General features: G+C 73.1%; 25 protein-coding genes. 11 read left to right on the top strand and 14 right to left on the bottom strand.

The genetic code is table 11. The annotated features are described in order from the left end of the window. The first annotated feature begins 22 nt into the window (after positions 1–22). Positions 23–898: an acyl-CoA thioesterase gene (locus IF47_RS0119220; RefSeq protein ID WP_031510095.1), complete on the top strand. Its 876-nt coding sequence runs from the start codon at positions 23–25 to the stop codon at positions 896–898. On the opposite strand, the gene IF47_RS30805 is transcribed toward IF47_RS0119220, so the two are convergent. Further along, positions 785–1,765, bottom strand: coding sequence for a DUF6397 family protein (locus tag IF47_RS30805; protein ID WP_157840007.1), 981 nt, complete (start codon positions 1,763–1,765; stop codon positions 785–787). The two genes, IF47_RS0119220 and IF47_RS30805, sit on opposite strands and share 114 nt — an antisense overlap. Before the next feature lie 177 nt (positions 1,766–1,942). After that, a complete protein-coding gene (locus tag IF47_RS0119210; RefSeq protein ID WP_031510093.1) occupies positions 1,943–2,335 on the bottom strand; it encodes a roadblock/LC7 domain-containing protein in 393 nt (130 codons plus the stop codon). A 298-nt stretch (positions 2,336–2,633) separates the two neighbouring features. On the opposite strand from IF47_RS0119210, the gene IF47_RS0119205 reads away from it, so the two are divergent. Then, positions 2,634–3,434 carry a hypothetical protein gene (locus IF47_RS0119205; RefSeq protein WP_031510092.1) on the top strand — a complete coding sequence of 267 codons (801 nt, stop codon included), beginning with the start codon at positions 2,634–2,636 and terminating at the stop codon, positions 3,432–3,434. A 67-nt stretch (positions 3,435–3,501) separates the two neighbouring features. Here IF47_RS0119205 and IF47_RS0119200 read toward each other — a convergent pair whose 3' ends face one another. From IF47_RS0119200 to IF47_RS0119180, 5 genes are all read right to left on the bottom strand, one after another. Continuing rightward, positions 3,502–3,687: a hypothetical protein gene (locus IF47_RS0119200; protein ID WP_031510091.1), complete on the bottom strand. Its 186-nt coding sequence runs from the start codon at positions 3,685–3,687 to the stop codon at positions 3,502–3,504. 412 nt (positions 3,688–4,099) lie between these two features. Then, on the bottom strand, positions 4,100–4,906 hold the full coding sequence (locus tag IF47_RS0119195; RefSeq protein ID WP_031510090.1) for an SGNH/GDSL hydrolase family protein: 807 nt from the start codon (positions 4,904–4,906) through the stop codon (positions 4,100–4,102). Positions 4,907–5,530: 624 nt separating this feature from the next. After that, positions 5,531–6,352, bottom strand: a complete 822-nt coding sequence (locus IF47_RS0119190; RefSeq protein ID WP_031510089.1) for an SAM-dependent methyltransferase — start codon at positions 6,350–6,352, stop codon at positions 5,531–5,533. Positions 6,353–6,453: 101 nt separating this feature from the next. Continuing rightward, on the bottom strand, positions 6,454–6,705 hold the full coding sequence (locus tag IF47_RS0119185; protein WP_031510088.1) for a DUF397 domain-containing protein: 252 nt from the start codon (positions 6,703–6,705) through the stop codon (positions 6,454–6,456). A gap of 16 nt (positions 6,706–6,721) precedes the next feature. Further along, a complete protein-coding gene (locus IF47_RS0119180; RefSeq protein WP_031510087.1) occupies positions 6,722–7,588 on the bottom strand; it encodes a helix-turn-helix domain-containing protein in 867 nt (288 codons plus the stop codon). A 243-nt stretch (positions 7,589–7,831) separates the two neighbouring features. Between IF47_RS0119180 and IF47_RS0119175 the strand changes: the two genes are divergently transcribed. The 4 genes from IF47_RS0119175 to IF47_RS0119160 all read left to right on the top strand — a co-directional run bounded on the left by IF47_RS0119175 (position 7,832) and on the right by IF47_RS0119160 (position 11,567). Further along, the gene (locus IF47_RS0119175; RefSeq protein ID WP_031510086.1) at positions 7,832–8,209 is read left to right on the top strand and encodes an ATP-binding protein; all 378 of its coding nucleotides are present in this window, start codon (positions 7,832–7,834) and stop codon (positions 8,207–8,209) included. Positions 8,210–8,326: 117 nt separating this feature from the next. Beyond that, the gene (locus IF47_RS0119170; RefSeq protein WP_031510085.1) at positions 8,327–8,737 is read left to right on the top strand and encodes a cytidine deaminase family protein; all 411 of its coding nucleotides are present in this window, start codon (positions 8,327–8,329) and stop codon (positions 8,735–8,737) included. Positions 8,738–8,855: 118 nt separating this feature from the next. Next, complete coding sequence (locus tag IF47_RS0119165; RefSeq protein WP_051717889.1) at positions 8,856–11,201, top strand: glycoside hydrolase family 95 protein; 2,346 nt, start codon at positions 8,856–8,858, stop codon at positions 11,199–11,201. A gap of 69 nt (positions 11,202–11,270) precedes the next feature. Beyond that, complete coding sequence (locus tag IF47_RS0119160; RefSeq protein WP_031510083.1) at positions 11,271–11,567, top strand: SGM_3592 family protein; 297 nt, start codon at positions 11,271–11,273, stop codon at positions 11,565–11,567. An 86-nt stretch (positions 11,568–11,653) separates the two neighbouring features. Here the strand turns inward: IF47_RS0119160 and xylA are convergent, their stop codons facing one another. After that, a complete protein-coding gene (gene xylA, locus IF47_RS0119155; protein WP_031510082.1) occupies positions 11,654–12,826 on the bottom strand; it encodes a xylose isomerase in 1,173 nt (390 codons plus the stop codon). Positions 12,827–12,904: 78 nt separating this feature from the next. Between xylA and xylB the strand changes: the two genes are divergently transcribed. The 4 genes from xylB to IF47_RS0119135 all read left to right on the top strand — a co-directional run bounded on the left by xylB (position 12,905) and on the right by IF47_RS0119135 (position 18,601). Next, on the top strand, positions 12,905–14,332 hold the full coding sequence (gene xylB, locus IF47_RS0119150; RefSeq protein WP_031510081.1) for a xylulokinase: 1,428 nt from the start codon (positions 12,905–12,907) through the stop codon (positions 14,330–14,332). 77 nt (positions 14,333–14,409) lie between these two features. Continuing rightward, positions 14,410–15,627 (top strand): ROK family transcriptional regulator, encoded by a 1,218-nt coding sequence (locus IF47_RS0119145; protein ID WP_031510080.1) that lies wholly within the window; start codon positions 14,410–14,412, stop codon positions 15,625–15,627. Positions 15,628–15,804: 177 nt separating this feature from the next. Next, positions 15,805–17,268: an acyl-CoA synthetase gene (locus IF47_RS0119140; protein WP_031510079.1), complete on the top strand. Its 1,464-nt coding sequence runs from the start codon at positions 15,805–15,807 to the stop codon at positions 17,266–17,268. Continuing rightward, a complete protein-coding gene (locus IF47_RS0119135; protein ID WP_031510078.1) occupies positions 17,261–18,601 on the top strand; it encodes a carboxyl transferase domain-containing protein in 1,341 nt (446 codons plus the stop codon). The genes IF47_RS0119140 and IF47_RS0119135 overlap by 8 nt, the downstream gene beginning before the upstream one ends. Positions 18,602–18,877: 276 nt before the next feature. Here the strand turns inward: IF47_RS0119135 and IF47_RS0119130 are convergent, their stop codons facing one another. The 3 genes from IF47_RS0119130 to IF47_RS0119120 form a co-directional block, all read right to left on the bottom strand. Then, positions 18,878–19,909, bottom strand: coding sequence for an MsnO8 family LLM class oxidoreductase (locus IF47_RS0119130; protein ID WP_031510077.1), 1,032 nt, complete (start codon positions 19,907–19,909; stop codon positions 18,878–18,880). A 125-nt stretch (positions 19,910–20,034) separates the two neighbouring features. Beyond that, the gene (locus IF47_RS0119125; protein ID WP_031510076.1) at positions 20,035–20,844 is read right to left on the bottom strand and encodes an SAM-dependent methyltransferase; all 810 of its coding nucleotides are present in this window, start codon (positions 20,842–20,844) and stop codon (positions 20,035–20,037) included. Positions 20,845–20,991: 147 nt separating this feature from the next. After that, entirely contained in the window at positions 20,992–21,828 is an 837-nt protein-coding gene (locus IF47_RS0119120) for a nitroreductase/quinone reductase family protein (RefSeq protein ID WP_031510075.1), read from the bottom strand. A 476-nt stretch (positions 21,829–22,304) separates the two neighbouring features. Between IF47_RS0119120 and IF47_RS0119115 the strand changes: the two genes are divergently transcribed. Further along, positions 22,305–22,955 carry a GOLPH3/VPS74 family protein gene (locus IF47_RS0119115; RefSeq protein ID WP_031510074.1) on the top strand — a complete coding sequence of 217 codons (651 nt, stop codon included), beginning with the start codon at positions 22,305–22,307 and terminating at the stop codon, positions 22,953–22,955. 51 nt (positions 22,956–23,006) lie between these two features. On the opposite strand, the gene IF47_RS0119110 is transcribed toward IF47_RS0119115, so the two are convergent. The 3 genes from IF47_RS0119110 to IF47_RS0119100 form a co-directional block, all read right to left on the bottom strand. Next, positions 23,007–24,656 (bottom strand): FAD-dependent oxidoreductase, encoded by a 1,650-nt coding sequence (locus IF47_RS0119110; protein WP_031510073.1) that lies wholly within the window; start codon positions 24,654–24,656, stop codon positions 23,007–23,009. Positions 24,657–24,673: 17 nt separating this feature from the next. Next, positions 24,674–25,588 (bottom strand): AurF N-oxygenase family protein, encoded by a 915-nt coding sequence (locus IF47_RS0119105; RefSeq protein ID WP_031510072.1) that lies wholly within the window; start codon positions 25,586–25,588, stop codon positions 24,674–24,676. A gap of 292 nt (positions 25,589–25,880) precedes the next feature. Next, positions 25,881–26,471: a winged helix-turn-helix transcriptional regulator gene (locus IF47_RS0119100; RefSeq protein ID WP_078591972.1), complete on the bottom strand. Its 591-nt coding sequence runs from the start codon at positions 26,469–26,471 to the stop codon at positions 25,881–25,883. Positions 26,472–26,499 lie beyond the last annotated feature (28 nt).

Genomic DNA, 26,499 nt, shown 5'->3' with positions numbered 1-26,499 from the left:
AAAGGAGAGGGGAACACCGACGATGACCGAGCCCGACACTCCCACCGAGCGCCTGGTCGACCTCCTGGATCTGGAACGGATCGAGGAGAACATCTTCCGGGGCCACAGTCCGGACGAGCCCCTACAGCGCGTCTTCGGCGGCCAGGTCGCCGGACAGGCGCTGGTCGCGGCCGGGCGCACCACCGACGGGGACCGTCCGGTGCACTCGTTGCACGCGTACTTCCTGCGTCCGGGAGTACCCGGCGTGCCGATCGTGTACATGGTCGAGCGGGTGCGCGACGGGCGGTCCTTCACCACCCGCCGCGTGGTGGCCGTGCAACAGGGCCGGACGGTCTTCAATCTGACCGCCTCCTTCCACCGGGACGAGCAGGGTTTCGAGCACCAGGTGCCGATGCCGGAGGTACCGGATCCCGAGTCGCTGCCGAGGCTGACCGACGAGATCCGCGACCGGCTGGGCGCGCTGCCCGAGTCGCTGGAGCGCATGACGTACCACCAGCCGTTCGACATCCGGTACGTGGAACGGCTGCGCTGGACGCCGCGTGATCTGGAGGGCGTGGAGCCGCGCAGCGCGGTGTGGATGCGCGCGGTGGGCCCGCTGGGAGACGATCCGCTCGTCCACACCTGCGCCGTCACCTACGCCAGCGACATGACGCTGCTGGACACGGTGCGCCTGCCGATCGAGCCCCTGTGGGGGCCGCGCGGCTTCGACATGGCCTCGCTGGACCACGCGATGTGGTTCCACAACCCCTTCCGCGCCGACGAGTGGTTCCTCTACCAGCAGGAGTCACCCGTCGCGACCGGCGCTCGCGGGCTCGCCCGGGGGCAGATCTTCGACCGGCGGGGTCGGCTGTTGGTGTCCGTGATGCAGGAGGGGCTCTTCCGGAAGGCGGGCGGCTGACGCCTCCCCACCCGGCGGTCGGGACAGCGGGCGCGCCGACCGTGCCGTGCTCAGCGCCAGGGTCAGACCCATTCGGTGCCAGAGGATCTCCTCCTCGCCGTCGGCCGTGAGCAGTCTCCGGACGACATCGCGGGCGGCGAGGGACTCCGGCCGGACCGGCGCCAGGTCCGGTCGGAGTTCCTCCAGTCGGGCCCGCTCGGTCCGATCCGGCACCGCCTCTCGCACCACCTTCGGGGCGAGCACGGCGGCGTGGGCGGCGGCAGCCGCCCACGGGTCGTCCGTCCCGCGCAGCAGGTGGGCGATGCGGCGGTTGCGCCAGTGGCGCGGACGCCAGTCCTCGCCCTCGGCCGGCAGGCGCCGCAGCCCCTCGGGCAGGATGCCGCCGAGCAGTTCCGGCTGCTGCTCGGCGACGTCCCGCAACTCGGCCGCGCGGTAGTGCCAGACCACCGACCGGTACCGGTTGAGGGAGAAGCGCACCGGACCGAAACAGCCCGCCCGGGCCAGTCGGGCGAAGCGGGACGGGGAGACGCCCAGCAGCGCGGCACCCTCTCGGGCGCCGACCAGGCGCAGCCGCTCCCTCAGAGTGTCCGGATGTCCCTCCTCGGCGCGGAGCCGCGCCACCTCCGCCACGGACACCCGACGGTGCCCTGTCCGCTCCGATGTCACCGTGGCCACCTCTCCGAGGTGGACGGCCAGTTCCAACTCGCGTGGCCTCAGCCCCAGCGCGCGACGCGCCTCGCCCATCGCCACGGTGCCCACCGAGGCGCTCCGGCCCGTCGCCTCCTTCCCCGAAGCCTCGGGCCTCCCCCTCCGCACCGCTTTCGACAGCGGCCTCGACAACGGCTCCAACGACAGATCCACGGACATGGCGGTCCCCCTCCGCAACGCTTCGATCACCGTGAGCGACGACCGTAACCCGTGGTCGCCGCGGTGCGCGGAGCCTGTGGAAAACTCGGGGAAATGCCTGGTGGAGCCGGGTCGGATGGCGCCGTCGGCGAGCGAGTGGTCGGTGGTCGGTCGAAGGACGCGCCGCCCGTCGGATGTTCAGTGGCCGTTGCGCATGGCCACGCCCAGGTGTTCGCCGACCCGGTTCACCAACAAGGTCATCTCGTAGGCGACCTGCCCCATGTCGGCGTCCGCCGTGGTGAGCACGCACAGGCAACTGCCGTGTCCGGCGGCCGTCACGAACAACATCCCCTCGTCGAACTCGATCACCGTCTGGCGCACCCGGCCCACGTGGAAGTGCTCTCCCGTCCCCCTGGCCAGGCTGTGCAGCCCGGAGGAGACCGCGGCGAGGTGTTCGGCCTCGCTCCGCTCCAACCCCTGGCCGGCCGCCGTGACCAATCCGTCGTTCGAGAGCACCAGCGCGTGCCGTACCGATGACACCCGCTGTGTCAGATCGTCCAAGAGCCAGTCCAGCTCACTGCTCAGGGCCATGCCCGGTCCCCCTTCTCGTGGTCATGCCGTGCCAGCCTTACCCACGACGGGCCCCCGGGCAACCACCCTTCCGGTCTGCCGAGGGCACGGCCGGAAACGGAAGGACGAGTACCGGGCCCCGGAACCGGAAACGGACATCCCGGTGGACGGCGGTCGGCCCCGCGCCGGCGCCCGGAGTGTCGTCCCTCGTCCGCCCCTTTGTCACTCGGAAGTGTCTCCGGTCTCTCGACGCCACCCCCGTCACCTGGCTAGGGTGCGCCAACGAACCGGGCGGTAACCGGACGGAGAGGAGGCCGGCGTGCCGGATGCGGCGAGCGAGAGCGACGACGCGCTGTACGTGCTGACCGCGGTGCTGCTCACCCCCGCGCAGTTCCCGAGCGTTCTCGGCGACGACTACCCCGAGGCGTGCGCCGCGCTCGGTCTGGAGCCGTACGCGGAGGGCTACGGCCTCGTGCTCGGGCAGGACGGGCAGGGGGCGCGCTGGACGGTGGTCACGGAGGACGTGGCCCTCGTGGCGTGCGCGATCGCCGCCTGGGACTGCGGTATGGAGTACGACCTGTCCCCGGAGGAGCGGACGATCGCCGCCGCGCTCCCCGGCTGGCCATTGGCGCTGGCGGTGTCCGCGCCGGGTGTCCCGGCCCCTCACGATCCGGAACCCGACCCCGAGTTGGACGGCGGTCGGGCACCGCTGTCCCCGCCGGACACCTCGCGCTGGGGCCCCGCGCAGCGGCGGCTGGGCGCCGACGAGATCGCGCTGCGGTGGGCGGACTGGCGCGCGCAGGTCGACGCGGACGTGACGTTCGTCGATCCGGGCGAGCGGCCGCACGGCAAGGCGCGTCGCGCTCTGGAGGAGGCCCGCGCCTATCTGGACTCCCCGCCGCCGCCCGGCCGGGTCCGCTCGGCCTTCGCCACCGACAGCGCCCGGACACTCCGCGCGGACGGTCCGGGCTGGAGTCTGGTGGCCCGGACCGACGACATCGCCTTCGTCCTGCTGGACGACGAGCCGGGCGAGGTGCTTCCGGTGGGCCGCGGTCCGGAGCTTCCGGGGCTGCTCGAAGCGCTGGACGAGCTGGCCGTCCGGCCGGACGCCGTCGCCTGAGCGCGGCCCCGCGCCGGGCCACGACCACCGGGCGCCCGACACCGGGTCGGTGCCGGGCCGTGCCGGTTCAGCGCCCCAGCTCCTTGCGGGCCACCCTCCGCAGCCGGCGCCGCTGTGAGGGGTCGAGCATCAGGTAGGCGATCGCCGGAACACCGACGATCACCGCCACCGCGATCAGGAAACTGCCGGTCAGCCACCACAGGAGCAGGCCCGCGGCCACGCCGCCGACGGCGATCTTCCCTTGGTTGGTCATCTTCCACGCCTCCTCGGACGGCGATACGGCCGCCGCTCGTCATCGGAACGTCCGTACGGGTCGTCCGGGTTCCCTGCCCCTCTCCTACCCCTGTCCTCGCCCGCGCAGCGGTGCGCCGACCTCGTCCATGTGCCGCGGTGCCCGCGCGGAGGAGTCCGACGGCCCGCCTCGGTGCTCGACACGGCCCGGTGCCGGCAGTGGGCGCGGACCGGCGGCCGGGCGACGGGCATCCCGCCGCGCACGTCGCGCGAGGTGAGGACCCGGCGACGCGGACGACCCCGGGCCCGCCCGACTCGGGTCCGAGCCCGCTCGGGCTCGGCGGGTGTCGGCGGCCGGACCGACGGAAAGCGGCCGGACCGCGGCCCGAGGGAGCCTCGGGTCGCGGTCCGGCCGCGGTTCCGGTCGAACCGTGTCAGGCGAGCCCCTCCATCACGGGGTAGTAGCCCCCGGACTGGCCGGCCGCCTTGGGGTGGTACGAGTTGGTGATGTTGAGCCAGTCGACGCTGTGCAGCCACGAGTCGCCGGAGCAGATCTCGTGCCCGGTGAAGCGGCCTCTGACGTCGCCGAAGGTGAAGCCGTGGTCGGCGACGCGCTTGGCGATGACGTCGCTCAGGTGGTCGGCGGCGTCGTTGATGGCCTTGCGCGAGGTCTCGCTGAGCCCGACCACGCAACTGCCGCTGATCTTGTAGAAACGGGGGTAGTTGAGCACGACGACCCGGGCGTTCGGCGCCTTGCTCCGGATGGCGTTGTAGACCGCGTCGAGCCGTCCGGGAAGGGTGCCCGCGATGTACTGCCGCGCCTCGTTGATCCGCGCGACGCACGCGTTCGTGCCCTGCAGGACGCAGGTCGTCATCGCGTCCGCGAACCCGGCGTCGTTCCCGCCGATGGAGATGCTGACGAGGGTGGTGCCCGAGTTCAGCGGGCCGAGTTGGTTGTTGATGACATCGGTGGTCTTGGCGCCGGAGCAGGCGGTGAAGTGGAAGGAGGCGGGGGCGTTCGCGTTCTTCCACAGCACCGGATAGGCGTTGTTGCTGCGCTTGCAGGAGCCGCTGCCGCTGTCGTAGTTGCCGGCGCCGACTCCTGAGGAGTACGAGTCGCCGAGCGCTACGTAGGACGTGGCCGCGGCCTCCTGCGCCGAGGCCACGCCCGCTCCGCCGAGGACGAGCCCGGCGAGGGCGGTGAGGGTGGCCGCCACGGACGCGAGGCGGGGCAGCTTCATGAAGCCTCCTGATGTGGGGAGGGAGTGGGGAGGGGGGATGTGCCTGCTCCGTGGTAGCAGTGCCGGACACTTTCAGGAAGTGTTCATGCCAAAAATGATTCAACGTTCGGTTGAACAACCGAATGACGCCCCCTCGGGTAACGCCCCCGTTTGCCGACGAACCATCCGATAAGCGATCACACGAGCGCCGCGGTCTCGTCGAAATCTCCAACGCCGGACAGGGGCGCGGAACCACACAGAAAGCAACGTGATCGCGCAGAAACTCACGGAGCAGGTTCGGTTCGATCAACCGGACCGTCCGGCCGGCACGAGACCGGGAGGACGCGTGGACCACGAGGACGTGCCGCCGAGCCGAGGCTCCCTCCCCGCCCCACGCCTCGCGGTTCCGCGCCGACCCACCGGAGCACGTCCACCCGTGGGCGGACTCCGCCGAGGGGCACACCCACACGGAGGAGGAGGTCGATCGCCGGATGGCGATCGACCTCCTCCTCCCCTACAGCCTCCGGCCGCACCGCGGCGCGGAGTTCCCCTGCCGCTGTACGACGTCCTCGCGGGCGGCGCACCGGAGCGGATACCGGCGGTCCCGGCGCGCGGGCCGACGCCGACTCGGAACTTGGCGCCGGCTCAGCGCTTGACGCCGACCCCGCCGTAGAGCGCGACGCGACGCAGTTCCTCCGGCTCGGGCACCGGCCCGTCCGGCCGCCACAGCGGAAGCTGCACCAGTCCGGGGTCGAGGAGGTCGTAGCCGTCGAAGAAGCGCAGTATCTCGGCGTGGCGGCGCAGGGTCACCGAGGCGGTGGCCTTCCGGTAGACCCCGGTGCCCTCGTCCACCAGTTCGCGCTCGTGGAAGTCGGGGGTGCCGTGGGTGAGGACGAGGCAACTCCCGGCGGGCAGGGCCTTGTCGAGGGTCGCCACGATTCGGGCCGGGTCCTCCTCCTCGGTGACGAAGTGCAGGACGGCGACCAGGAGCACGGCCACCGGCCGGTCGAAGTCGGTCAGTTCCCGGATGGCCGGAGCCTCCAGGACGGCCTCGGGATCGCGGACGTCGGCCAGGACGAACTCCGCGTTGCCCGCGCCGACGAGTTTGGCGCCCGCGTGGGCCGAGACGATGGGGTCGTTGTCGACGTACGCCACACGGACGTCCTCGGCCACGGAGCGCGCCAACTCGTGGGTGTTGGGCGAGGTGGGGATGCCGGTGCCGAGGTCGATGATCTGACGGATGCCGTGTTCCCTCACCACCGTCCGTACGGCGCGCCCCAGGAAGTCCCGGTTGGCGCGGGCGCTCACTCGCACGTCCGGGGTCATGCTCATGAGCCGCTCGGCGGCTTCGCGGTCCACTTCGTAGTTGTCGCTCCCCCCGAGGTAGTAGTCGTACATGCGGGCCGGGTGCGGCCTGCTCGTGTCGATCTGGTCGGGCGTGAAGCCCAGGTGGGACCGGTTGGTCATGCCGTCCTCCTCATGGTTCCGCGGTCGTGGTCCCGCGGTCGTGGTCCCGCGGTCGTGGTCCCGCGGCCTTCTCCGCGGGCTCCTTCGCCCCTCGCTCGGGTCTACGCGGGTTCCTGGGCGAGCAGGAAGTCGGCCTCGCCGTCCTTCACGCCCTGGATGAACCTCGCGATCGCGTGGTGGGTGTAGACGAGCGCGGGCCCGTCGGGGTCGGTGGACTGGCGCAGGGCCACCCTTCCGTCCGCCAGCCGCATGGCCTCCACGCAACTGCCCCCGTTGCCGCCGCTCCACGGCCTGTGCCAGCCCTCGCTTCCCAACTGCCGGGCCGGCATGCCGTTGTAGATGTGTTTCTTCATCGCTTCATCGCTTCTCTCACAGCTCCTTGCGGAGACCGTCCAGGACGGCCTCGGTCCGCCGCACCGGCGCGGCCTGCGCGCACATCCGGTCCAGTGCCTCCTGGAACGCCGACACGTCGTCGCGCTGGTCGAAGTAGACGGCACCCACCAGGCTCTCGCCGTACGCGATGTCGGGCAGCTCCGGAACGGGGAACCGGAAGATGTGGAAGGGCCCGTACATGGCCGGATGCGGACCGGCGGCGAAGGGCATGACCTGCAGGCGCACCGTCGGCATCGAGCACGCCTCGATCAGGTGGGAGATCTGTTCGCGCATGGTGCCGGGGGCGCCGATGGGCCTGCGCAGCACGGTCTCGTCCATCACCACCCACAGCAGCGGCGGCTCCTCGCGGGTGAGGATCCGTTGGCGCTCCATGCGCAGGGCGACCCCGCGTTCGATCTCCTCCTCGGGGGCGTGGGGCTGTCCCGCGCGCAGCACGGCCCGGGCGTACTCCTCGGTCTGCAGCAGCCCGGGCACGTAGTGCGGCTCGTAGGCCCGGATGACGTGGGACTCGCTCTCCAGGCTGACGAAGGCGCTGAACCACTCGGGCAGCACGTCGCGGTAACGGTGCCACCAGCCGGGCCGGTTCGCCTCGCGGGCGAGGGCGAGGAAGCCGTCGATCTCCGCCTGGTCGGTGACGCCGTAGGTGCGCAGCAACTTCTCGACGTAGGGGATCTTCAGACCGACCTCGGCCCGCTCCATCCTGCGGATCGTGGCGTGGGTGACGTCGAGCGCCTCGCCCGCCTTCTCATAGGTGAGCCCCGCTGTCCGCCGCAGGTCTCGTAACCGCTTGCCGAGCACCACACGCAGAACCGTCGGTGCGCCTCCCGTCCGGGAGTCCGCCACTGCCGCCCCTCCAACCCTCCGGCCACCGCTTCGCGGCGGAAGTCTGTCACGCCGTCACCCCGTTCCGACAGGGTGGCATATGCCTTTCTGTAAACAACAGATTGATCCTTGCCAGATGTTGTCCACACCCCCCACACTGAGGCCGTGGCTTCCTTATCCGATGTGCGCCCGTCAGAGCGCCGCGCCGGGTCCGTCGAACGGACCTTGCGGGACGCTTTCCACCTCCCGGCCATCGGCGCTTCCGTGTCCGAGGCCCGCAGGAGAGTTCTCCACCGGCTGACCGAGTGGAACATCGGGGCCCTGGTGCGTGACGACGCCCAACTGGTCATCTCCGAACTCTTCACCAACGCCGTCAAGCACACCGACAGCGACAGGGTCGACTGCGAGCTTCGGGTGACGGGCGTGCGACTGCGGTTGGAGGTCGCCGACCGGGGCGGCGGCCCCGGCCGGCCCCGTGTCCGACGCACCGAGCGAAGGGGCGGCCCCGACCGCGAGGGGGAGAGCGGTCGGGGACTGACGATCGTCGAGGCCCTGGCCGAGGAGTGGGGGGTGCGGCCGGGCGGCGACGGCAAGGGGCACCTGGTGTGGGCGGAGTTGGGATTCGGCTGCTCCGCCCCGTGAGCTGCGGGGTCACCCGGCCTGGGGCGGGGGAGGCCGGGTGGCCCCGCTCGCGCACCGTCTCCGCGAACCTCGTGGTGCGCCCTGGCGCGGCGGACGGCGCACGGATAGCTTCGCCGCATGCCCACCATCACCAACGACGAACTGATCGCCTCCGCCGAGCGCGTGCTCCACCCGCACACGGTCGGCGACCGGGTCTTCGGCAATGTGGCGTCCACTCTGGTCACCGAAGCGGGCGCCCTCTACTCGGGCGTGTGCATCGACACCGGTTCGGGAACGGGTTTCTGCGCCGAACACGCCGCCATTGCCGCCATGGTCACGGCCCGCGAGTACCGCATCGCGAAAATCGTCGCGGTGTGGCGGAACGACGAGGGTGCGCTGCACGTTTTTCCGCCGTGCGGAAGGTGCCGGGAATTCATCCGGCAGATCGATCCGGCCAATCTCGACACCGAGGTGGTTCTCGGAAGGAAGAATTCCGCCAGGCTGCGGGATGTGCTGCCCTTCAACGAAGGGCCCATCTCCCTCGATTGACTTCTCCTCGGCTGGCCCCCGGCACCACACGACCGAACACCGAAGTCGTGCCACAGGTGTACGGTAAGCGCTTGCCGACATATGCCACCCGTCCCGCCCCCTCTTCCTGGAGCCGTAGGTGAGCACGGACCACCCCGAACGCACCGGCGGAGACGCCGGCCTCCGCCTGTGGTACCCCCGCCCCGCCGACGAGTGGCTCCGGGCCCTGCCGGTGGGCAACGGCCGGCTGGGCGCCATGGTCTTCGGCGGCACGGACGTCGAACGACTCCAGCTCAACGAGGACACGCTGTGGGCCGGCGGCCCCCACGACTACGACAACCCCCGCGCCCTCGCCTCGCTCCCCGAGGCCCGCCGGCTGGTCTTCGAGGGCCGGTGGGACGAGGCCCGGGCCCTGATCGACAGCGACCTGATGGGCGTCCCCGTCAAGCAGCTCCAGTACCAGACCGTCGGCGACCTGCGGCTGTCCTTCGACGGCGGCGGCACACAGGCCGCGGAGGTCCTCGACTACCGGCGCGACCTCGACCTCGCCACCGCCGTCGCCTCGGTGGAGTACACGCGCGGCGGGGTGCGCCACCGCCGCGAGGTGTTCGCCTCCGCGCCGGACGACGTCGTCGTGGTCCGGTTGACCGTGGACACCCCGGGCGCGCTCTCCTTCACCGCCTCCCTCGACGGACCGCTGCGTTCCGCCGCCTCCTCCCCCGATCCGTCGAGCATCGCGCTGGACGGCAGGGGCGACGACGCCCAGGGCATCGCCGGCGCCCTGCGCTTCCGTTGCCTGGTCCGGGCGGTGGCCGAGGACGGCGAGGTGCGCTCCGCGGGCGGGGAACTGCGGGTCACCGGCGCCACCGCCGTCACCCTGCTGCTCTCGGTCGCCACCAACCACCGCGACTGGCGCGGCGTGGACGACGATCCCGAGGCCGCCGCCGTCCGCGCGGCCCGCCCGCTCGCGACCGCCGTCTCCCTCCCCTACGCCGACCTGCGCGCCCGCCATGTGGCCGACCACGCCGCGCTGTTCGACCGCGTCCACCTGGAGCTTCCCGTCACGCCCGCCGCCGCGCGACCGACCGACGAGCGGGTGGCGAAGTTCGCCCGCGGCGACGACCCCCACCTGGTGGCGCTGTACTTCGCCTACGGGCGCTACCTGTTGATCGCCTGCTCCCGCCCCGGCACCCAGCCCGCCAATCTCCAAGGGCTGTGGAACGACCTGACCGACCCACCGTGGGGCGGCAAGTACACCGTCAACATCAACACGGAGATGAACTACTGGCCCGCCGCTTCGACCAACCTTCTGGAGTGCTGGGAGCCCCTCTTCGACCTGCTGGACGACCTGGCGGTCGCCGGCGCCCGCACGGCGCGGAGCATGTACGGGGCGCGCGGCTGGGTCGCCCACCACAACACCGATCTCTGGCGGGGCACCGCGCCCGTGGACGGCGCGTTCTGGGGCATGTGGCCCACCGGAGGCGCCTGGCTGGCCCTGTCCATCCGGGAGCACCACCGCTTCACCGGCGACACCGAGGCGCTGCGCGGGCGCTACCCCGTCCTGGCGGGCGCGGCGCGTTTCTTCCTCGACTCCCTGGTGACGGACCCGAGGACCGGCGAGCTGGTCACCTGCCCGTCGCTGTCCCCGGAGAACGCCCACCACCCCGGCCCGGGCGGCTCGCTGTGCGCGGGGCCGACCATGGACAACGAGATCCTGCGCGACCTGTTCGACGCCACCGCCGAATGCGCCGAAATCCTCGGCGTGGACGAGGAGTTGGCGAAGGAGGCGCGGACGGCGCGCGACCGGCTCGCCCCGATGCGCGTCGGGGCGCTGGGGCAACTCCAGGAGTGGCGCGAGGACTGGGACGCGCGGGCTCCCGAGCAGGATCACCGGCACGTCTCGCACCTGTACGCGCTGCACCCGGGCGACCGGATCACCCGACGCGGCACCCCGGAACTGTTCGAGGCCGCGCGCACCACGCTGGAGCTGCGGGGCGACGCGGGCACGGGCTGGTCGCTCGCCTGGAAGATCAACTTCTGGGCGCGCCTGGAGGACGGCGCGCGCTCGTACAAGCTGCTGACCGACCAGCTCACCCCCGAGCGCACCGCCCCCAACCTCTTCGACCTGCACCCGCCCTTCCAGATCGACGGCAATTTCGGCGCCACCTCGGGCATCGCGGAGTGGCTGGTGCAGAGCCACGCCGGCGAGATCCACCTGCTGCCCGCCCTGCCGCCCGCGCTCCCCGAGGGTTCGGTGCGGGGGTTGCCGGCGCGCGGCGGGTTCGAGGTCGGCGTCACCTGGCGCGGCGGCGCGCTCGTCGGGGCCGATCTGGTCTCCCGCGGCGGGCGTCGGGTCCGGGTGCGGACGGCCGGGGAGGTCCGTGTCCTGTGCGACGGTCGGCCGGTGGAGGCCGCACGGCCCACGGCGGGGGTCGTGGAGTTCGACACGGTGGCGGGAGGCGTCCACCGGTTGGTGCCGGCGTGAGCGCGCCGCCCGGAACTCACCGGCCGCGCCGTCCGTTTCCCGGGGCGGAAACGGACGGGGAGGTGCCCGGTGAGCACTCGACGACCACGGCGGGGAGACGGCGGCGACGACGCTCCGGAGCCGGACGGCACACCGGGAAGCGGCGGTGGTGACGCCTGGGACGGCGTCGTGTTCGACGAGGACTTCGTGCGCGGCGCCGAGGTGAGCGAGCCGACGGCGCGCACGCGGATGCTGCGCGCCCGGTGGCGGGAGAATCCGCCGGAGCCGCGACCGTGGCGGGCGGACGAGCCCCCGGCGGGCTGGTTCTGGAGCAAGGGCAGCCGCAAGCGCAGACGGCGCGGGTGGCGCCGCCGCAAGGAGGAGTGAGCCGTAGGGGGCGAGCCCCTGGACGGAACGCCACGGGGGCGTGGCCCACAGGCCCACGCCCCCGTCCGTCGACGTCGGTCCCAAGGTCAGCCGCGGACGCCCAGCAGGTGGTCCATCGCGAGCTGGTCGAGCTGCTCGAAGGCCATGCCGCGCCGGGCGGCGGCCTCCACGTCGAACTCCTCGAAGGCGCTCTTGTCGGCCAGCAGGTCGGCCGCGGTCTCGCCCTCGTTCAGGGTGGGTCGCGCCAGCTCGTCCAGGCGGGCGGCGCGCAGCGCCTCCTGGACGGCCGGGTCGGCGCGGAAGGCCGCCGCCTTCTCCTTGAGGATCAGGTAGTTGCGCATGCAGCCGGCCGCGGAGGCCCACACGCCGTCGAAGTCCTCGGTGCGCGGCGGCTTGAAGTCGAAGTGGCGCGGGCCCTCGTACCCGGCCGACTCCAGCAGGTCCACCAGCCAGAAGGCGGAGCGCAGGTCGCCGGCGCCGAAGCGCAGGTCCTGGTCGTACTTGATGCCGGACTGGCCGTTGAGGTCGATGTGGAACAGCTTGCCGTGCCACAGCGCCTGGGCGATGCCGTGCGGGAAGTTCAGCCCGGCCATCTGCTCGTGGCCGACCTCGGGGTTGAGGCCGACCCGGTCGGCGTGCTCCAGGGTGTTGATGAACGCCAGGGCGTGGCCGACGGTGGGCAGCAGGATGTCGCCGCGCGGCTCGTTGGGCTTGGGCTCGATGGCGAAGCGCAGGTCGTAGCCCTGGGAGACGACGTAGTCGCCGAGCAGGTCGAAGGCCTCCTTGAGGCGGTCCAGTGCCACCCGCACGTCCTTGGCGGCACCGGACTCGGCGCCCTCGCGTCCGCCCCAGGCGACGTAGGTCGTGGCGCCCAGCTCGACGGCCAGGTCGATGTTGCGCATGGTCTTGCGCAGGGCGTAGCGGCGGACGTCGCGGTCGTTGGCGGTGAAGGCGCCGTCCTTGAACACCGGGTGGGTGAAGAGGTTGGTGGTGGCCATCGGCACCTTCAGGCCGGTGGCGTCCAGCGCCTGGCGGAAGCGCTTGACGATGCCCTCGCGCTCGCTGTCGGAGGAGCCGAAGGGGATCAGGTCGTCGTCGTGGAAGGTGACGCCGTAGGCGCCCAGCTCCGCCAGCTTCCGCACGCTCTCGACCGGGTCCAGGGCGGGGCGGGTCGCGTCGCCGAAGGGGTCGCGACCCTGCCAGCCCACGGTCCACAGACCGAAGGTGAACTTGTGCTCCGGTGTCGGCTCGTAACTCATGGCCTGCCTCTCGGGTATTTCGTCATGGCCGTTTACAAATTAGTATGCGCCCAGGAGCCGCAGAGAGGAAGAGGCGACATGGCTGCACCTGAAGGTCCGCTCGTCGTAGGTGTGGACAGCTCCACGCAGTCCACGAAGGCGCTGGTCGTCGATGCCGCGACCGGTGAGGTGGTCGCCCGCGGCCAGGCGCCGCACACGGTGTCGGCCGATCACGAGAGCGATCCCGAGCAGTGGTGGGATGCGCTGTGCGCCGCGCTGGAGCAGTGCGGTCCGGCCGTCCACCAGGCCGCCGCGGTCTCGATCGGCGGACAGCAGCACGGGCTGGTGACCCTGGACGCCGGGGGTCGGCCGGTGCGGCCCGCCCTGCTCTGGAACGACGTGCGCTCCGCCCCCCAGCGCGACCGCCTGGTGGAGGAACTGGGCGGCCCGAAGGTGTGGGCCGAGCGTTTCGGCAGCGTCCCGGCCACGTCCTTCACCGTCACCAAGTGGGCGTGGCTGACCGAGCTGGAGCCGGAGGCCGCCGCGGCCACCCGTGCGGTGCGGCTGCCCCACGACTACCTCACCGAGCGGTTGACCGGCCAGGGCACCACCGACCGGGGCGACGCCTCGGGCACCGGCTGGTGGTCGACGGCCGACGAGGAGTACGACCGGGAGATCCTGGAGAGGGTCGGCCTCTCCCCCGACCTGCTGCCCCGCGTGCTGGGCCACGGCGAGGCGGCCGGCACCGTGCGCCCGGCGGAGGGACTGCCGCTGCCCCAGGGCGCGCTGGTGGCCGCCGGCACCGGCGACAACATGGCCGCCGCGCTCGGGCTGGGGCTGCGTCCGGGGCAGCCGGTGCTGAGCCTGGGCACCTCCGGCACCGTCTACGCCGTCTCCACCCACCGCCCCGCCGACCCCACCGGCATCGTCGCCGGGTTCGCCGACGCCCGCACCGACTGGCTGCCGCTGGCCTGCACCCTCAACTGCACCCTGGCGGTGGACCGCGTGGCGGCCCTGTTCGGTCTGGACCGCGAGGCCGTCGAGGCGGGCGGCGGCGTGACCGTGCTGCCCTTCCTGGACGGCGAGCGCACCCCCGACCTCCCCTATGCCTCCGGTCTGTTGACCGGTCTGCGGCACGACACCACCCCCGGCCGGATCCTCCAGGCCACCTACGACGGGGCGGTGTACTCGCTGCTGGCGGCGTTGGACCTGGTGCTGGACGCCGACGCCGCCGCCGACACCCCGATCCTGCTGATCGGCGGCGGCGCCAAGGGCACGGCGTGGCGCGAGACGGTCCGGCGGCTGTCCGGACGTCCGGTGGTCGTGCCGCGCGCGCAGGAGCTGGTCGCGCTCGGCGCGGCGGCACAGGCCGCGGCTCTGCTGCTGGGCGAGGACGCGGCCGCGGTGGCCCGCCGCTGGTCCACCGCCGAGGGGCCGTCCTACGAGGCGGTGGAGCGCGACGAGGAGACCCTGGCCCGCCTCGCCGCCACCCTCGACGGCGCCGATACGCTGCTGCGGCGGCGCTGACGCAACGCGCGTCCCGGAGCAGCCCCCGACCAACACCCGACCGGCACCACCCGGAGCATCCGAGGAGCAGACGGCCGATGGCAGCACCCGCGCCCACCACCCAGCAGGAGATGCGGCGTCGGAACCTGGCGCGCGTCCTGCACGCGGTGGCCGACGGCGGCCCCCTGTCACGGGCCGCCGTCGCGACGCGGATCGGCCTCACCCGCACCGCCGTCTCCACCCTGGTGGACGAGCTCCTCGGCGCCGGGCTGCTGGTGGAGCTGGGGCCGGGCCGCTCGGGCACTCCCGGGCGGCCCGGCACCGCGCTGGCCCTCAGCGACCGCGGCCCCTGCGGGATCGGCGCCGAGATCGGCGTCGACCACCTGGCGGTGTGCGCCGTCGACCTGCGCGGCGAGGTCCGCGCCCGGATCGCGGTGGACGCCGTGAACCGCGACAGCGCCCCCGGGCCGGTGCTGCGGCGGTTGGCGTCCCTGGTGCGCGAGGTGGCGGAGGAGGTCCGGGGGGCGGGCCTGCACCCGGCCGGGCTCGCCGTGGCCGTGCCGGGCCTGATCGCCCGGGGCACCACCACCGTCGTCCAGGCTCCCAACCTCGGCTGGACGGACCTCGACCTCGCCCCCCATCTGCGCGGGGACGTCCTCGGCACGGCCGGCGCCGCCGTGTGCGCCGTCGACAACGAGGCCAACCTCGGCGCCCTGGCCGAGTTGTGGCTCGGCGACCACACCCCGTCGCCGGAGGACTTCGTGCACGTCTCGGCCGAGATCGGCATCGGCGCCGCGATCGTGGTGGGCGGGGAACTGCTCCGCGGCACCAGGGGGTTCGCCGGGGAACTGGGCCATGTGCCGGTGCGCCCGGAGGGCCGCCCCTGCGCCTGCGGCGGGGTCGGCTGTCTGGAGCAGTACGCGGGCGAGGAGGCCGTCCTGCGGGCCGCCGGGCTCGATCCGCGCGCCATGGCCGCCGGCCATCCCGGCCCCGGCGCCCGGATGGACCTGCTCGCGGGCCGCGCCGAGGCCGGCGACCGCGCGGTGCGCCGGGCGCTGGACGAGGCCGGCACCGCGCTGGGCACCGCGCTGACCGGCACCGTCAACCTGCTCGACCCGCAGACCGTGGTGCTCGGCGGTGCCCTCGCCCGCTTGGCGCCCTGGCTGCTGCCCTCCCTGGAACGGGAACTGGACCGCAGGATCGCCGGACCGCCACCGGTTGTGGTCTCCCGCCTCGGCCCGGACGGCCCGCTGCTGGGCGCGGCCCACTCCGTCGTCCGGGCGGTCCTGGACGACCCCCTGGCCCAACGCGCCTGACGCGCCCCGTCGGCGAGGGGGCCGCGCCGTCGAGCCGGCCGCCGTCCTCCGGACCGTCCCCGTCCTCCGGACGTCCCGAGCTTGGGAAACGGCCCCGGGCTGTGTGCCCCGGCGGTCATGGGCCACCCTGGAGACGGATCAGTCAGCCGTACGGACACGAGGACGAGGAGTCACCGGGTGCCCACGCTCTTCCCCCACCTTCACGACGCTCCGGCCAAGCCCGCACTCCACTTCGACGCGCGAGTGATCGAGTACGGCCGGCTGGTCGGGCTCGCGAACTCCCTGTCCCTGCGGATCGCGGACGCCGGACGGGTCGCGGTGTGGGCCACGTCCTCCCCCTACACCTGCGTCGGCGTCCTGGCCGCGCTGCTGGCCGGCGTGCCCGTCGTCCCCGTCAACCCCCGGATCGGCACGCGCGAGCTGGACCACATCGTCTCCGACAGCACACCGGACCTGGTGTTGGCCGCGCCCGGTGACGACCTGCCCGGAGCACTGGCCGCCCTCCCCCGCGTCGACGTCGAGCTGACCGTCGAGGAGACCGCCCCACCCGTCGGGACCCTGCCGGAGCCCGGCGAGGACAGCCCCGCGTTCATCGTCTACACCTCCGGCACCACCGGACCGCCCAAGGGGGTGGTCCTGCCGCGCCGGGCGGTCGCGGGCACGCTGGACGACCTGGCCGACGCCTGGCGGTGGACCGGCGACGACGTGCTGGTGCACGCCCTGCCGCTGTTCCACGTGCACGGTCTGATCCTGGGCGTGCTGGGCCCGCTGCGGCGCGGCGGCACCCTCCGCCACCTGGGCCGGTTCTCGCCCGAGGGCGTCGCCACGGCCTTGGAGGAGGGCGGCACCATGATGTTCGGGGTGCCGACGATGTACCACCGGCTGGCCGAGGTCCTCGACGCCGGCGGGGCGGACGGCGACCGGCTCGCCGCGGCCCTGCGCGGCGCGCGTCTGCTGGTCTCCGGATCGGCGGCGCTGCCCCTCCACGACCACGAGCGGATCACGGCCGCCACCGGCCGCCGCGTCGTCGAACGCTACGGCATGACCGAGACGCTGATGATCACCAGTGTGCGGGTGGACGGCGAGTACCGCGCCGGCACGGTCGGCGTGCCGCTGCGCAGCGTGGACGTGCGGCTGGTGGACGAGGAGGGGAAGCGGATCGAGGAGAGCGACGGGGAGACCGTCGGCGAGGTCCAGGTGCGCGGGCCGAACCTGTTCATCGAGTACCTGGGCCGTCCCGACGCCACCGCCGACGCCTTCGCCGGCGGCTGGTTCCGCACCGGCGACATGGCGACGAGGGACGCCGACGGCTGCTACCGGATCGTGGGCCGCAAGGCGACCGACCTGATCAAGAGCGGCGGTTACAAGATCGGCGCCGGTGAGATCGAGAACTGCCTGCTGGGCCACCCCGGCGTCGCCGAGGCCGCCGTCGTCGGCGAGCCCGACCCGGACCTGGGCGAGCGGATCGTGGCCTGGGTGGTGCCGACGGAGGGACAGGAGCCGCCCGACGCGGAGGAGTTGGCCGAGCACGTCGCGCGGCAGCTCGCCCCGCACAAACGGCCCCGGGTGGTGCGGTTCACCGACTCCCTGCCCCGCAACGACATGGGCAAGGTCGTGAAGCGGGCGCTGACGCATGGCTGAGCGGCTCTCGGCCCGCGCGGTGCTCGACGCGGTCGCCGACGGTTTCGTCGAACTCGCCGGTCCCCTGTACGGAGGCGGCGCGGAGGACGGGGACGGCCCGATCGGGTGGGAGGGCTACGGAGCGGCGCGCGACCGGGCGCGGGAGCGCACCGGCGAGCGCGAGTCGGTGGTGTGCGGGACCGGCACGGTCGACGGTGTCCCGGCGGTGTTGATCGCCTTCGAGTTCGCCTTCCTCGGCGGCTCGCTGGGGCAGCGCACGGGCGACCGGATCGAGGCCGCCCACCGGCACGCCCGCGAGGCGCGGCTGCCGGTGGTGTCGCTGATCGCGACCGGCGGCAGCCGCATGCAGGAGGGCATGCGGGCCCTGGTCCAACTCCAGCGTGTGGCACGGCAGTCGGCGCTGACCCGGGCCGCCGGTCTGCCGCAGATCGCCGTGGCGCGGGACCCGACGACAGGCGGCGGCTGGGCGACGCTCGGCGCCGGGTCGGACGTGGTGCTGGCGCTGCCCGGAGCGCAGGTCGCCTTCGCGGGTTCGCGGGTCCGCCCGCCGGGAGCCGACCCGGCCGCGTACGGCGCGGAGGGGAAGCTGGCGGCCGGGCAGGTGGACCGGATCGTGGCGCCGGACGAGCTGCGGGACGTCCTGGGACGCTGGTTGTCGCTGCTCACCTCTCCCGCCGACGGGCCCGTCGAGCCGCCGCGTGCGCTCGGCACGGCCTTTGGGCCGCCGGAGTCGGGCCGGGAGGCGGTGGAGCGGGCCCGCTCGCCGCACCGTCCGCGCGCCGACGCCTACCTGGACGCGTACTTCGAGACGCGGGAGGAGATCTCCGGCGACCGCCGCGGCGGGACCGACCCGGGGATGCGCTGCGGCTTCGGACGTCGGAGGGGCCGTACGGTCGCCTACGCCGCGCAGTGCGGCACCCCGACCCTGCCCGCGGGCTTCCGCACGGCCGCCCGGCTGATCCGGCTGGCCGACCGGCTGGGCATCCCGGTGCTCACCCTGGTGGACACCCCGGGCGCGGCCAACGACGAGGCGGCGGAACGTTCCGGCGCGGGCGCGGCCATCGCGGAGGCGTTCGCGGCGGTCGCCGAGGCCCGGGTCCCGGTGACGACCCTGGTCGTCGGGGAGGGCGGGTCGGGCGGCGCCCTGGCCCTGGCGGCGCCGGACGACACCTGGGTCACCCCGGACGCCTACTTCTCCGTCATCGCCCCGGAGTCGGCCGCGGCCATCCTCAAGCGCGGCCCGGAGCGGGTGGGCGCCACGGCCGACGAACTGCGGCTGCGCCCACAGGACCTGGTGGAGTTGGGCGTCGCCCGCGGCATCGTGGCACCGTGATCCGGCCGCCGTGACCGCCGGCGTCCCGCACGTGCGGCGGGGTTCCGGCGTCGCCCGGCCCCGCCGCCGGCTCAGGACGGCGGGCACGGCCTCGAGCCCGGCGGGACGGCGACGCTCGTCCCCGTTCTCCCGAACTCGACCGGCACGCCTGTCGGTTCACTCCACAACGCGCGGGCGCGGGTCACCACCGGACCGGCCGTCATGACCGGATCCCGTCACCCCCGGGCCGTGCGGACGACGGCGTTCGCGCCTCCGGTCCGCCCCGGCGGCCGGGCCTCAGGCGCCGGGGCGCAGGCCCGCCAGACGGGCCAGGCGGCGGTGGGAGTCCAGGCGGCGGCCGTGGTCGTGGGCGTTCAGGGTGACGAGGAGTTCGTCGGCGCCGCTGCGCCGGATCAGCCCGGCGAGCGCGGCGGTCACCTCCTCCGCCGTGCCGTGGATCTGGGAGCGGCGGGCCTCGGCGAACAGCGTGGCCTCCCGCGCCGTCATCTCCCGCACCGGCACCTCCTCGGGCGGCAGCAGTGGCGGGAAGACGCCCCGGGTGCGGGAGACGACCGTCGCCCACGCCTCCGAGACCTGCATCGATTCCGCCTCCTCGGCGGTTTCGCCGACCGCCACGCTCACCGAGACGACGACGTACGGCTCCCGGTACGCCTCGTGGGTCAGGGCGGAGGGCCGGAACGCGGCGCGGTACTCGTCGACGGCGCGGAGCATCCGCTCCTCCCCACGCGCCGGGGCGATGACCAGCGGCAGCCCCGACTCGGCGGCCAGGGCGGCGCCGGCGCCCGTGGCCAGCAGGAACACCGGGACCCTCAGCCCCTCGGCGGGCACCGCCCGCATGCCCCGGGCGTCGTTCCCGACGAACCAGTCCAGCAGTTCGGCCAGGTCGTCACCGAACCGTTCGGCCGCCTCCTTCCCGGCGCCCAGGGCGCGGCGCACGGCGCCGGTGAAGCCGACCGAACGGCCCAGGCCCATGTCGATCCGGCCGGGGAAGAGGGACTCCAGCACCCCGAACTGTTCGGCGACCACCAGCGGCCGGTGGTTGGGCAGCATCACCCCGCCCGTGCCGACCCGGACGCGGGTGGTGGCCGAGGCGACGGCCGCGGCGAGCACGGTCGGCGCGGAACCGGCGACGCCGGGCACCCCGTGGTGTTCCGAGACCCAGAAGCGGTGGTAGCCCAGCGCCTCGATGTCCCGGGCGAACCGCACCGTGGCGCGCAGGGCCTCGTCCGCCCCCTCGCCCCGGCGGATCAGCGAGCGGTCCAGGACCGACAGGCGGATGGTGCGCAGGATGTCGATGTCGTCGCCCATGTTCCGTCCAACGCTTCGAGCCGTGCGGGATTCCCGTCCGGGCTTTTCACTCACTCCTCTCCGGTACCCGTCCGACGGCCCGGCGTCATCGTGTTCGGTCCGGCGGGGCGTCACCCCGTCGGGGGTTACGGCTTGCGGCCGACGCCGCCGTGGACGGCCACCTCGGCGGGCACCTGGTCGGACGTGCCCTCCGGCCGCCACCGCGAGCAGGAGACGACGCCGGGGTCGAGCAGCTCCAGGCCGTCGAAGAAGGCGGCGATCTCCTCGGGGTCGCGAGGGGTGTAGGGGGTGGCGGTGCCCCGGGCGTTGTGGGCCTCGATGGAGGCGACGTACGTGGGGTCGGCGGTGGAGCCGTCGTTCAGGGCGAGGAAGCTGCCCGACGGCAGGGCGTCCAACAGCCGCCGCACCACCGAGCGGGCCTCGTCGTGGTCGGGGACCAGGCCCAGGATGCCCATGAGCATCAGTCCGACGGGGCGGGAGAAGTCCAGTGTCCGCGCGGCCTGTTCGAGGATCCGCTCCGGGTCGCGGACGTCGGCGTCGATGTAGTCGCACGCCCCTTCCGGGGAGCTGGTGAGCAGGGCCTCGGCGTGCAGCAGCACCACCGGGTCGTTGTCGACGTAGACGATGCGGGACTCGGGGGCGACGCGCTGGGCGACCTCGTGGGTGTTGTCCCTGGTCGGCAGGCCGGTGCCGATGTCCAGGAACTGCCGGATGCCCTCCTGGCCGGCCAGGTGACGGACCACGCGGCCGATGAAGGCGCGGGAGGCGAGGGTGATGTCGCGCATGCCGGGGAAGGCCGCCAGGACCTTCTCGGCGGCGTCCGCGTCGACCTCGTAGTAGTCCTTGCCGCCCGCCAGGTAGTTCCATATCCGGGCGGAGTGCGGACGGGACGTGTCGATCCTGCCCGTGCCCTGCCGTGCCGCGTTGTCCGCCATGGTCGTTCGTCTCCTTCGTGCCGGCCCTGTCTGCGGGCCACAGTCTGCCGGCCCTCGGCCCGTCCTCCGCACTCCTCCCGCGTCCCCCTCCCCCGGTCCGGGCCCCGCTCCTCACTTCCGGTGTCCGGGCGGGGCCCGAAGCGGTGTTCAGGAGGTGGGGGCGTCGAGGAGGGGGATCAACCGCTCCTCCTCGTACGCGAGGTGCTCCTCCAGTTCGTCGGTGAGCCGTTCGACCTCGGAGAGCACATCCGCGGGGTCGGCGTCGGCGGCGGAGACGGTCTTCCGCAGCTCCGCCACGAGGGTCGCGATCCTCTCGTGCTCCCGGCGCAGCCGGTCGACGACCGGGGCGAGTTCGGGATGCCGTTCGGCGATGGCGGGGAACATGCCGGCGTCCTCGTTGACGTGGTGGCCGTGCAGCCCTCCGCAGAAGGTCAGGCAGTTCACCCGGAGTTGGGCGCCCAATTTGGGCCCCGACTCGGTGACCTCCCGGCGGATCAGGGCGAGTTCGCGCCGGAACGCGTCGTGGACGGCCTTCAGGGCCTCGCCCCAGGACGTCGCGTTCGGGTTCGGCGGTCCCGGAAGCGGCCGGAGGGCGACCACGGGGATGACGCGCCCGGCCCGCTCCTGGTACTCGGCCCATGCGGGATCGGCCTCGACCGCGCGGGCGAAGGCGCTGTCGCGTTCCGCACCGTCCAGGACGACGGCCTCCGCCTGGTAGGTGAAGACGCCGTCCTCGACGGTGACGCGGGGGTCGGCCACCAGGTTGCGGAACCAGTGCGGGTGTTTCGGCGACCCGCCGGCGGAGGCGATGACCAGGATCCGCTCCCCGTCGGGGAGGTAGCCGAGCGGGGTGGTGTGCGGGGCGCCGGACCGCACCCCGGTGGTGGTCAGCAGGATCAGCCGGCCCCCTTCGAAAGGACCGCCGACCCGCCCGTCGTTGGCGCGGAATTCATCGATGACCTGCTGGTTGAAGTCGTTCGGCATTCTCTGCTTTCTTCTTGGAACGTTGTTTTTCCGCACCCGTTCGCGGGCACGGCGAATTCACCGTCGGGCGTTCTCGCCTCCGGCACGGGACATGTGGAGGTGGAGGTGGGGAGGGGGATGGGGCGCCGGTCTCGGACCGGTCGACGGTGGTCGCGGCAACGCCGTCGGCCGTGCGGAATCCGGTCGGTTTCACCGCGCGGTGCGAGTGGGAAACGCGCGGAAACGGAGAAGGCGGAGCGTACGGAAAGGCGGGCCTCTCGCCCGCCTCGCGCTCACGTCGAGGCCGGGCGCCTCACTCGTGAATGGCCCATGGCCGACCCGGCAGTCACGGTGTGGAGCCTAGTGGCGGCGGCCACACCGTCGCAACGGCGTTCTCCCGCCGCGCACGGCCGAATTCCCGTGCGCCGCGCGGCAACCCCGGAAAGGTCTTCACACGTCTTCCCCACCAGGGAAACGGAGAGGAAGCGGGGTTGTCCGTGCGTGTCACTCTGGGCGAGGAGATCATGCTGCTGTCGCTGGACGACGAGACCGGCGTGACGAAGGACCGGTCGTCCACGGGCTGGGGCGTCGCGGGCGGCATTCTGCTGGATCTGGTCCTGGCGGGCCGGCTTCGGGTGACCGGCGGACGGTTGGAGGTCGTCGACCGGTCGCCGACCGGCGTCCCACTGCTCGACGGTCGTCTGGAGCGGATCGCCGACTGGGTGGGGAGCGGACGGAAGAAGGTCTCCGACTGGCTGACGAAGGACCAGCCGAAGGCGGTGCGGGCAGCGGTGGAGAGCCTGTGCGAGCGCGGCCTCGTCTCCGAGGAGCACCGCCGCCTGTTCGGTCTCCTCCCCGTGCGGCGTTACCCGGAGACGGACGGCTCGGTGGAGCGGGAGGTGCGCGACCGACTGACCGCCGTGGTCGTGGACGGTGCGGAACCGGACGACCGCACCTGTGGGCTGGTGGCGCTGCTGCACGCCGCCGGTCTGCGTCGGCAGGCGTTCCCGGGGCTGCCCCGCGAGCGGGTCGAGCCCCGGATGGCGGAGATCGCCGAGGGCCAGTGGGCGGGCGACGGCGTCCACAAAGCGATCCGTGACCTCCAGGCGGCGGTCACGGTGATCACCACGACCGCCGCGGTGTCCTGAGCGACAAAGCCGCGACCCGCACGCGGGTCGCGGCTTTGCTCCGAGCACGGTTCAGCGAGGGAGCCACCGGCGGTTGCCCTTGGCCGCCGCCACCAGTTCGCGGGTCGTGGCCAGTTTGACGCGCGGTCGGCCGTACCGGCGACCGAGGGCCTCCTCCGCCCGACCGATCGCGGCCAGTCCGCGGGCGTCGACCAGCCGGCGGCTGCGGCGCCGCGCGAGCCGGTGGAACGCCTTCGCGTCGCGCGTCGGTGCGGGCAGGGAACCGGCGACGGCGTCGGCGAGCAGGGTGCCGACCGTCTCGGCGGCACAGGCGCGGTTGGCGCCGATGCCTCCCGAGGGTCCGCGTTTGATCCAGCCCACGACGTACGTTCCCGGCCTGCCGACCACTCGGCCGCCCTCGTGCGGGATGGTGCCGGTGTCCTCGTCGAAGGGCAGCCCGGTGACCGGCACACCGCGGTAGCCGACCGCCCGCAGCAGCATGCCGACCGGTATCTCCACCTCGTCCGCGGGGCCGGTGGCGCGCAGGGCGCGGACGCCCGTGTCGCCGAGCGCCGCCACGGGCGCGGAGTGGAAGCGGAGCACGATGCGCCGCCCCGGCGCGGGCGGACGCGACCAGTCCACCTCCTCGCGGGCGACGTCCCGCAGCACGGCGGCCTTGTCCTTCGGACTGGCGGCGTCGATGCTCGCCCCGACGCGGGGATCGTGGTCGTCCACGACCAGCTCCACACCGGGCAGGTGTTTCAGGGCGAGCAGCTCGGACCTGGTGTACGCCGCGTCCTCGGGGCCACGGCGTCCGAGGAGCACCACCTCGCGCACCCCGCCGGCGCGCAGCGCCGCCAGCGCGTGGTCGGCGATGTCGGTGCCGGCCAGCGTGTCCGGGTCGGTCACCAGGATGCGGGCGACGTCGAGGGCGACGTTGCCGGTGCCGACCACGGCCACCCGCTCGGCCGACAGGTCGACCGTGTCCGGCGCGACCTCCGGGTGGGCGTTGTACCAGGCGACGAACGTGGTGGCGGCGAGGCTTCCGGGCAGGTCCTCGCCCGGGATTCCGAGACGGCGGTCGGCGCGGGCCCCGACGGCGTAGACGACCGCGTCGTGGTGCTCGGCCAGCTCCTCCGGGGTGACGTCCCCGCCCACCTCCAGTCCCAGGTACATCCGCACCCGCGGGTGGGTGTACAGCCGCGCGAAGGTGTCGCCGACCCGTTTGGTCGCCGGGTGGTCCGGCGCCACGCCGTATCGCACGAGGCCGCCGGCCACCGGCACCCGGTCGATGAGCGTCACCTCGGCGTTGGTGTGCAGCAGCAGGTCCTCGGCGGCGTACATGCCGGCCGGGCCGGTGCCGACGACGGCGATCCTCAGCGGCGCGAAGTCGGACGGCAGGTTGCGGTCGAACGTCGGCTCCCCCCAGGGGTGGAAGTTCGGGCCGTCGACGACCGGTTCGGGTTCCCTGTCCGCAAAGTACGCCGCGTTGACGTCGACGTACTCCCGCTGTGTCTCGGGGAGGGCGTCGGCCGGGAAGATCGCGTCCACCGGGCAGGCGTCCGCGCAGGCGCCGCAGTCGATGCAGGCCTTCGGGTCGATGTACAGCATCTCCGTGTCGCCGAAGTCCCGTTCCCCCGGCGCGGGGTGGATGCAGTTGACCGGGCAGACGGCGACGCAGGTCGCGTCGCCGCAACAGTTCTGGGTGATGACGTGGGTCATGTCGCGGTTCGCCGGGGTCAGATCAGGTTGGCGCGCTTGTAGAACACGAGCGCCGGCTTGGTGAGCAGACCGGCGGAGGCCAGGAACTCCATGAGGCCCGAACAGCTCGACCGCATCATGGCCTTGTGGTGCTCGTTGGCCCTCGCCTCCCGGACGGCGCGCTTCTCGTCGAGGCCGGCCCTCGCGTAGACCTTCCTGTTCACCATGCTGGTGACGATGACGTAGGACGCGATCGCGATCACGAGGGCGTTGATCCGGCGGCGGAGGAACCCGGCGCCCGCGAGGCGCTTGCGCGTCTCGTCGCGGGCGAACTTCATGTGTCGGGACTCCTCGACGACGTGGATGTTGTTGATGGTGCGGACGAACGGCACGACCCGCTCGTCGCGCATCCAGTCGCGCTGCATGACGTCGAGGACCTCCTCCGCCACCAGGATCGCCGCGTACGCCACCTCGCCGAACGCGAGCGTCTTGAAGGCCCGGCCGAGTTCGAACGCGAGCCGGTGCGGGCGGTAGTGGGGGGCCTCCAACTTGGCGGCGCCGCGGGCGAACATGATCGAGTGCCGGCACTCCTCGGCTATCTCCGTCAGGGCCCACTGGAACTCGGGGTCGGTCGGGTCCTTCGCGTAGATGTCGCGCAGCACCATCTGTTGGAGGATCATCTCGAACCAGATGCCGGTGCTGGCCACCGACGCGGCCTCCTGCCGCGTCAGTTCCTTGCGCTGCTCCTCGGTCATCTCGTTCCAGTAGGCCGTGCCGTAGAGGGTGCTCCACTCCGGGCTCGCGCCGTGGAAGTCCTTGTCCAGCGGCGTCTCCCAGTCCACCTCCGTGGCCGGGTCGTACGCCAGCTTCGCGGCCGAGTCGAGCAGCCGTCGGGCGACATCGTGTTCCTGGGACCGGTCCTGCGTCTTCGGCCGAACGGTGCTGCTGGCCATGGTGCGCTCCTCGAAGCGTGTGTGACGTTCCTGGTTCGCCCGTGCGTCGCGGGGCGGTCGCGGCGCCGTCCGCCCCTCGTCCGCGGAGGCTCACGGAGAGGGGTACCCCCGCTCTTGTTAGACAGACTGTAAATCACGGGTGTCGTCCAGGCCACCCCCGTGAACGCGATCGGGTCCGGCGCCTCGACTCCGCACCATCGGCGCGCGCACGCCAAGGGGCGGGGCCGTCGAGGATTCCCTCGGCGACCCCGCCCCTTGGCGGTATCGAAGACCCCGTCAGGCCACCGGCGTCTCAGTCCACCGGTTCTCCCGGCTCCCGGAACCGGCCCCCTTCCTCCTGACCGAGGATCTTCAGCACCGTGTCGGTGTCCATCACGAGGCGCTCGTCGGGGTGCGCGGCGGGGCCGTCGGCGTAGGCGGGCCCCGTCTCGTCGAGGGTGACGTGGAAGGTGCCCTCGTCGAGTCGGACCTCGATGACGCCTTCGGTGCGCTCGGTGGTCTCGGCCAGGTGCCGCATGAGCGGGACGGCGAACCAGTGGGCCCGTACCGCGTCGGTGGGACGTCGCTCGGCGAGGGCGGGAGCGCCCCAGTCGGCCAGCGCGGCCAGCACGGGGAGCAACCCGCGCCCGCGCTCGGTCAGTTCGTACACGAACGCCGCGGCCGGGGGCGGCAGGCGGCGGCGGGCGACCAGCTCCTCGCGCTCCATCTCCTTCAGCCGGGTCGCGAGCACGTCGGTGGACACGCCGGGCAGGTCGGCGTGGAGGTCCGTGTAACGGCGGGGGCCGGCCAGCAGTTCACGGACGATCAGCAGGGTCCAGCGCTCCCCGACGACGTCCAGGGCTCGGGCGATGGGGCAGAACTGGTCGTACCTTCGGCGTGGCATGGCGCCAGCCTAACGGAAGGTTGGACTT

Source organism: Streptomyces megasporus, assembly GCF_000718985.1.
GTDB classification, from domain to species: domain Bacteria; phylum Actinomycetota; class Actinomycetes; order Streptomycetales; family Streptomycetaceae; genus Streptomyces; species Streptomyces megasporus.
This window is presented reverse-complemented; position numbering and strand designations above follow the sequence as displayed.

Bases quoted from the DNA above. Each gene is read 5' to 3' on its own strand.
- IF47_RS0119220 (WP_031510095.1), top strand. From the start codon at position 23: ATGACCGAGCCCGACACTCCCACCGAGCGCCTGGTCGACCTCCTGGAT.
- IF47_RS30805 (WP_157840007.1), bottom strand. From the start codon at position 1,765: ATGTCCGTGGATCTGTCGTTGGAGCCGTTGTCGAGGCCGCTGTCGAAA.
- IF47_RS0119210 (WP_031510093.1), bottom strand. From the start codon at position 2,335: ATGGCCCTGAGCAGTGAGCTGGACTGGCTCTTGGACGATCTGACACAG.
- IF47_RS0119200 (WP_031510091.1), bottom strand. From the start codon at position 3,687: ATGACCAACCAAGGGAAGATCGCCGTCGGCGGCGTGGCCGCGGGCCTG.
- IF47_RS0119195 (WP_031510090.1), bottom strand. From the start codon at position 4,906: ATGAAGCTGCCCCGCCTCGCGTCCGTGGCGGCCACCCTCACCGCCCTC.
- IF47_RS0119190 (WP_031510089.1), bottom strand. From the start codon at position 6,352: ATGACCAACCGGTCCCACCTGGGCTTCACGCCCGACCAGATCGACACG.
- IF47_RS0119185 (WP_031510088.1), bottom strand. From the start codon at position 6,705: ATGAAGAAACACATCTACAACGGCATGCCGGCCCGGCAGTTGGGAAGC.
- IF47_RS0119170 (WP_031510085.1), top strand. From the start codon at position 8,327: ATGCCCACCATCACCAACGACGAACTGATCGCCTCCGCCGAGCGCGTG.
- xylA (WP_031510082.1), bottom strand. From the start codon at position 12,826: ATGAGTTACGAGCCGACACCGGAGCACAAGTTCACCTTCGGTCTGTGG.
- xylB (WP_031510081.1), top strand. From the start codon at position 12,905: ATGGCTGCACCTGAAGGTCCGCTCGTCGTAGGTGTGGACAGCTCCACG.
- IF47_RS0119145 (WP_031510080.1), top strand. From the start codon at position 14,410: ATGGCAGCACCCGCGCCCACCACCCAGCAGGAGATGCGGCGTCGGAAC.
- IF47_RS0119135 (WP_031510078.1), top strand. From the start codon at position 17,261: ATGGCTGAGCGGCTCTCGGCCCGCGCGGTGCTCGACGCGGTCGCCGAC.
- IF47_RS0119130 (WP_031510077.1), bottom strand. From the start codon at position 19,909: ATGGGCGACGACATCGACATCCTGCGCACCATCCGCCTGTCGGTCCTG.
- IF47_RS0119125 (WP_031510076.1), bottom strand. From the start codon at position 20,844: ATGGCGGACAACGCGGCACGGCAGGGCACGGGCAGGATCGACACGTCC.
- IF47_RS0119120 (WP_031510075.1), bottom strand. From the start codon at position 21,828: ATGCCGAACGACTTCAACCAGCAGGTCATCGATGAATTCCGCGCCAAC.
- IF47_RS0119110 (WP_031510073.1), bottom strand. From the start codon at position 24,656: ATGACCCACGTCATCACCCAGAACTGTTGCGGCGACGCGACCTGCGTC.
- IF47_RS0119105 (WP_031510072.1), bottom strand. From the start codon at position 25,588: ATGGCCAGCAGCACCGTTCGGCCGAAGACGCAGGACCGGTCCCAGGAA.
- IF47_RS0119100 (WP_078591972.1), bottom strand. From the start codon at position 26,471: ATGCCACGCCGAAGGTACGACCAGTTCTGCCCCATCGCCCGAGCCCTG.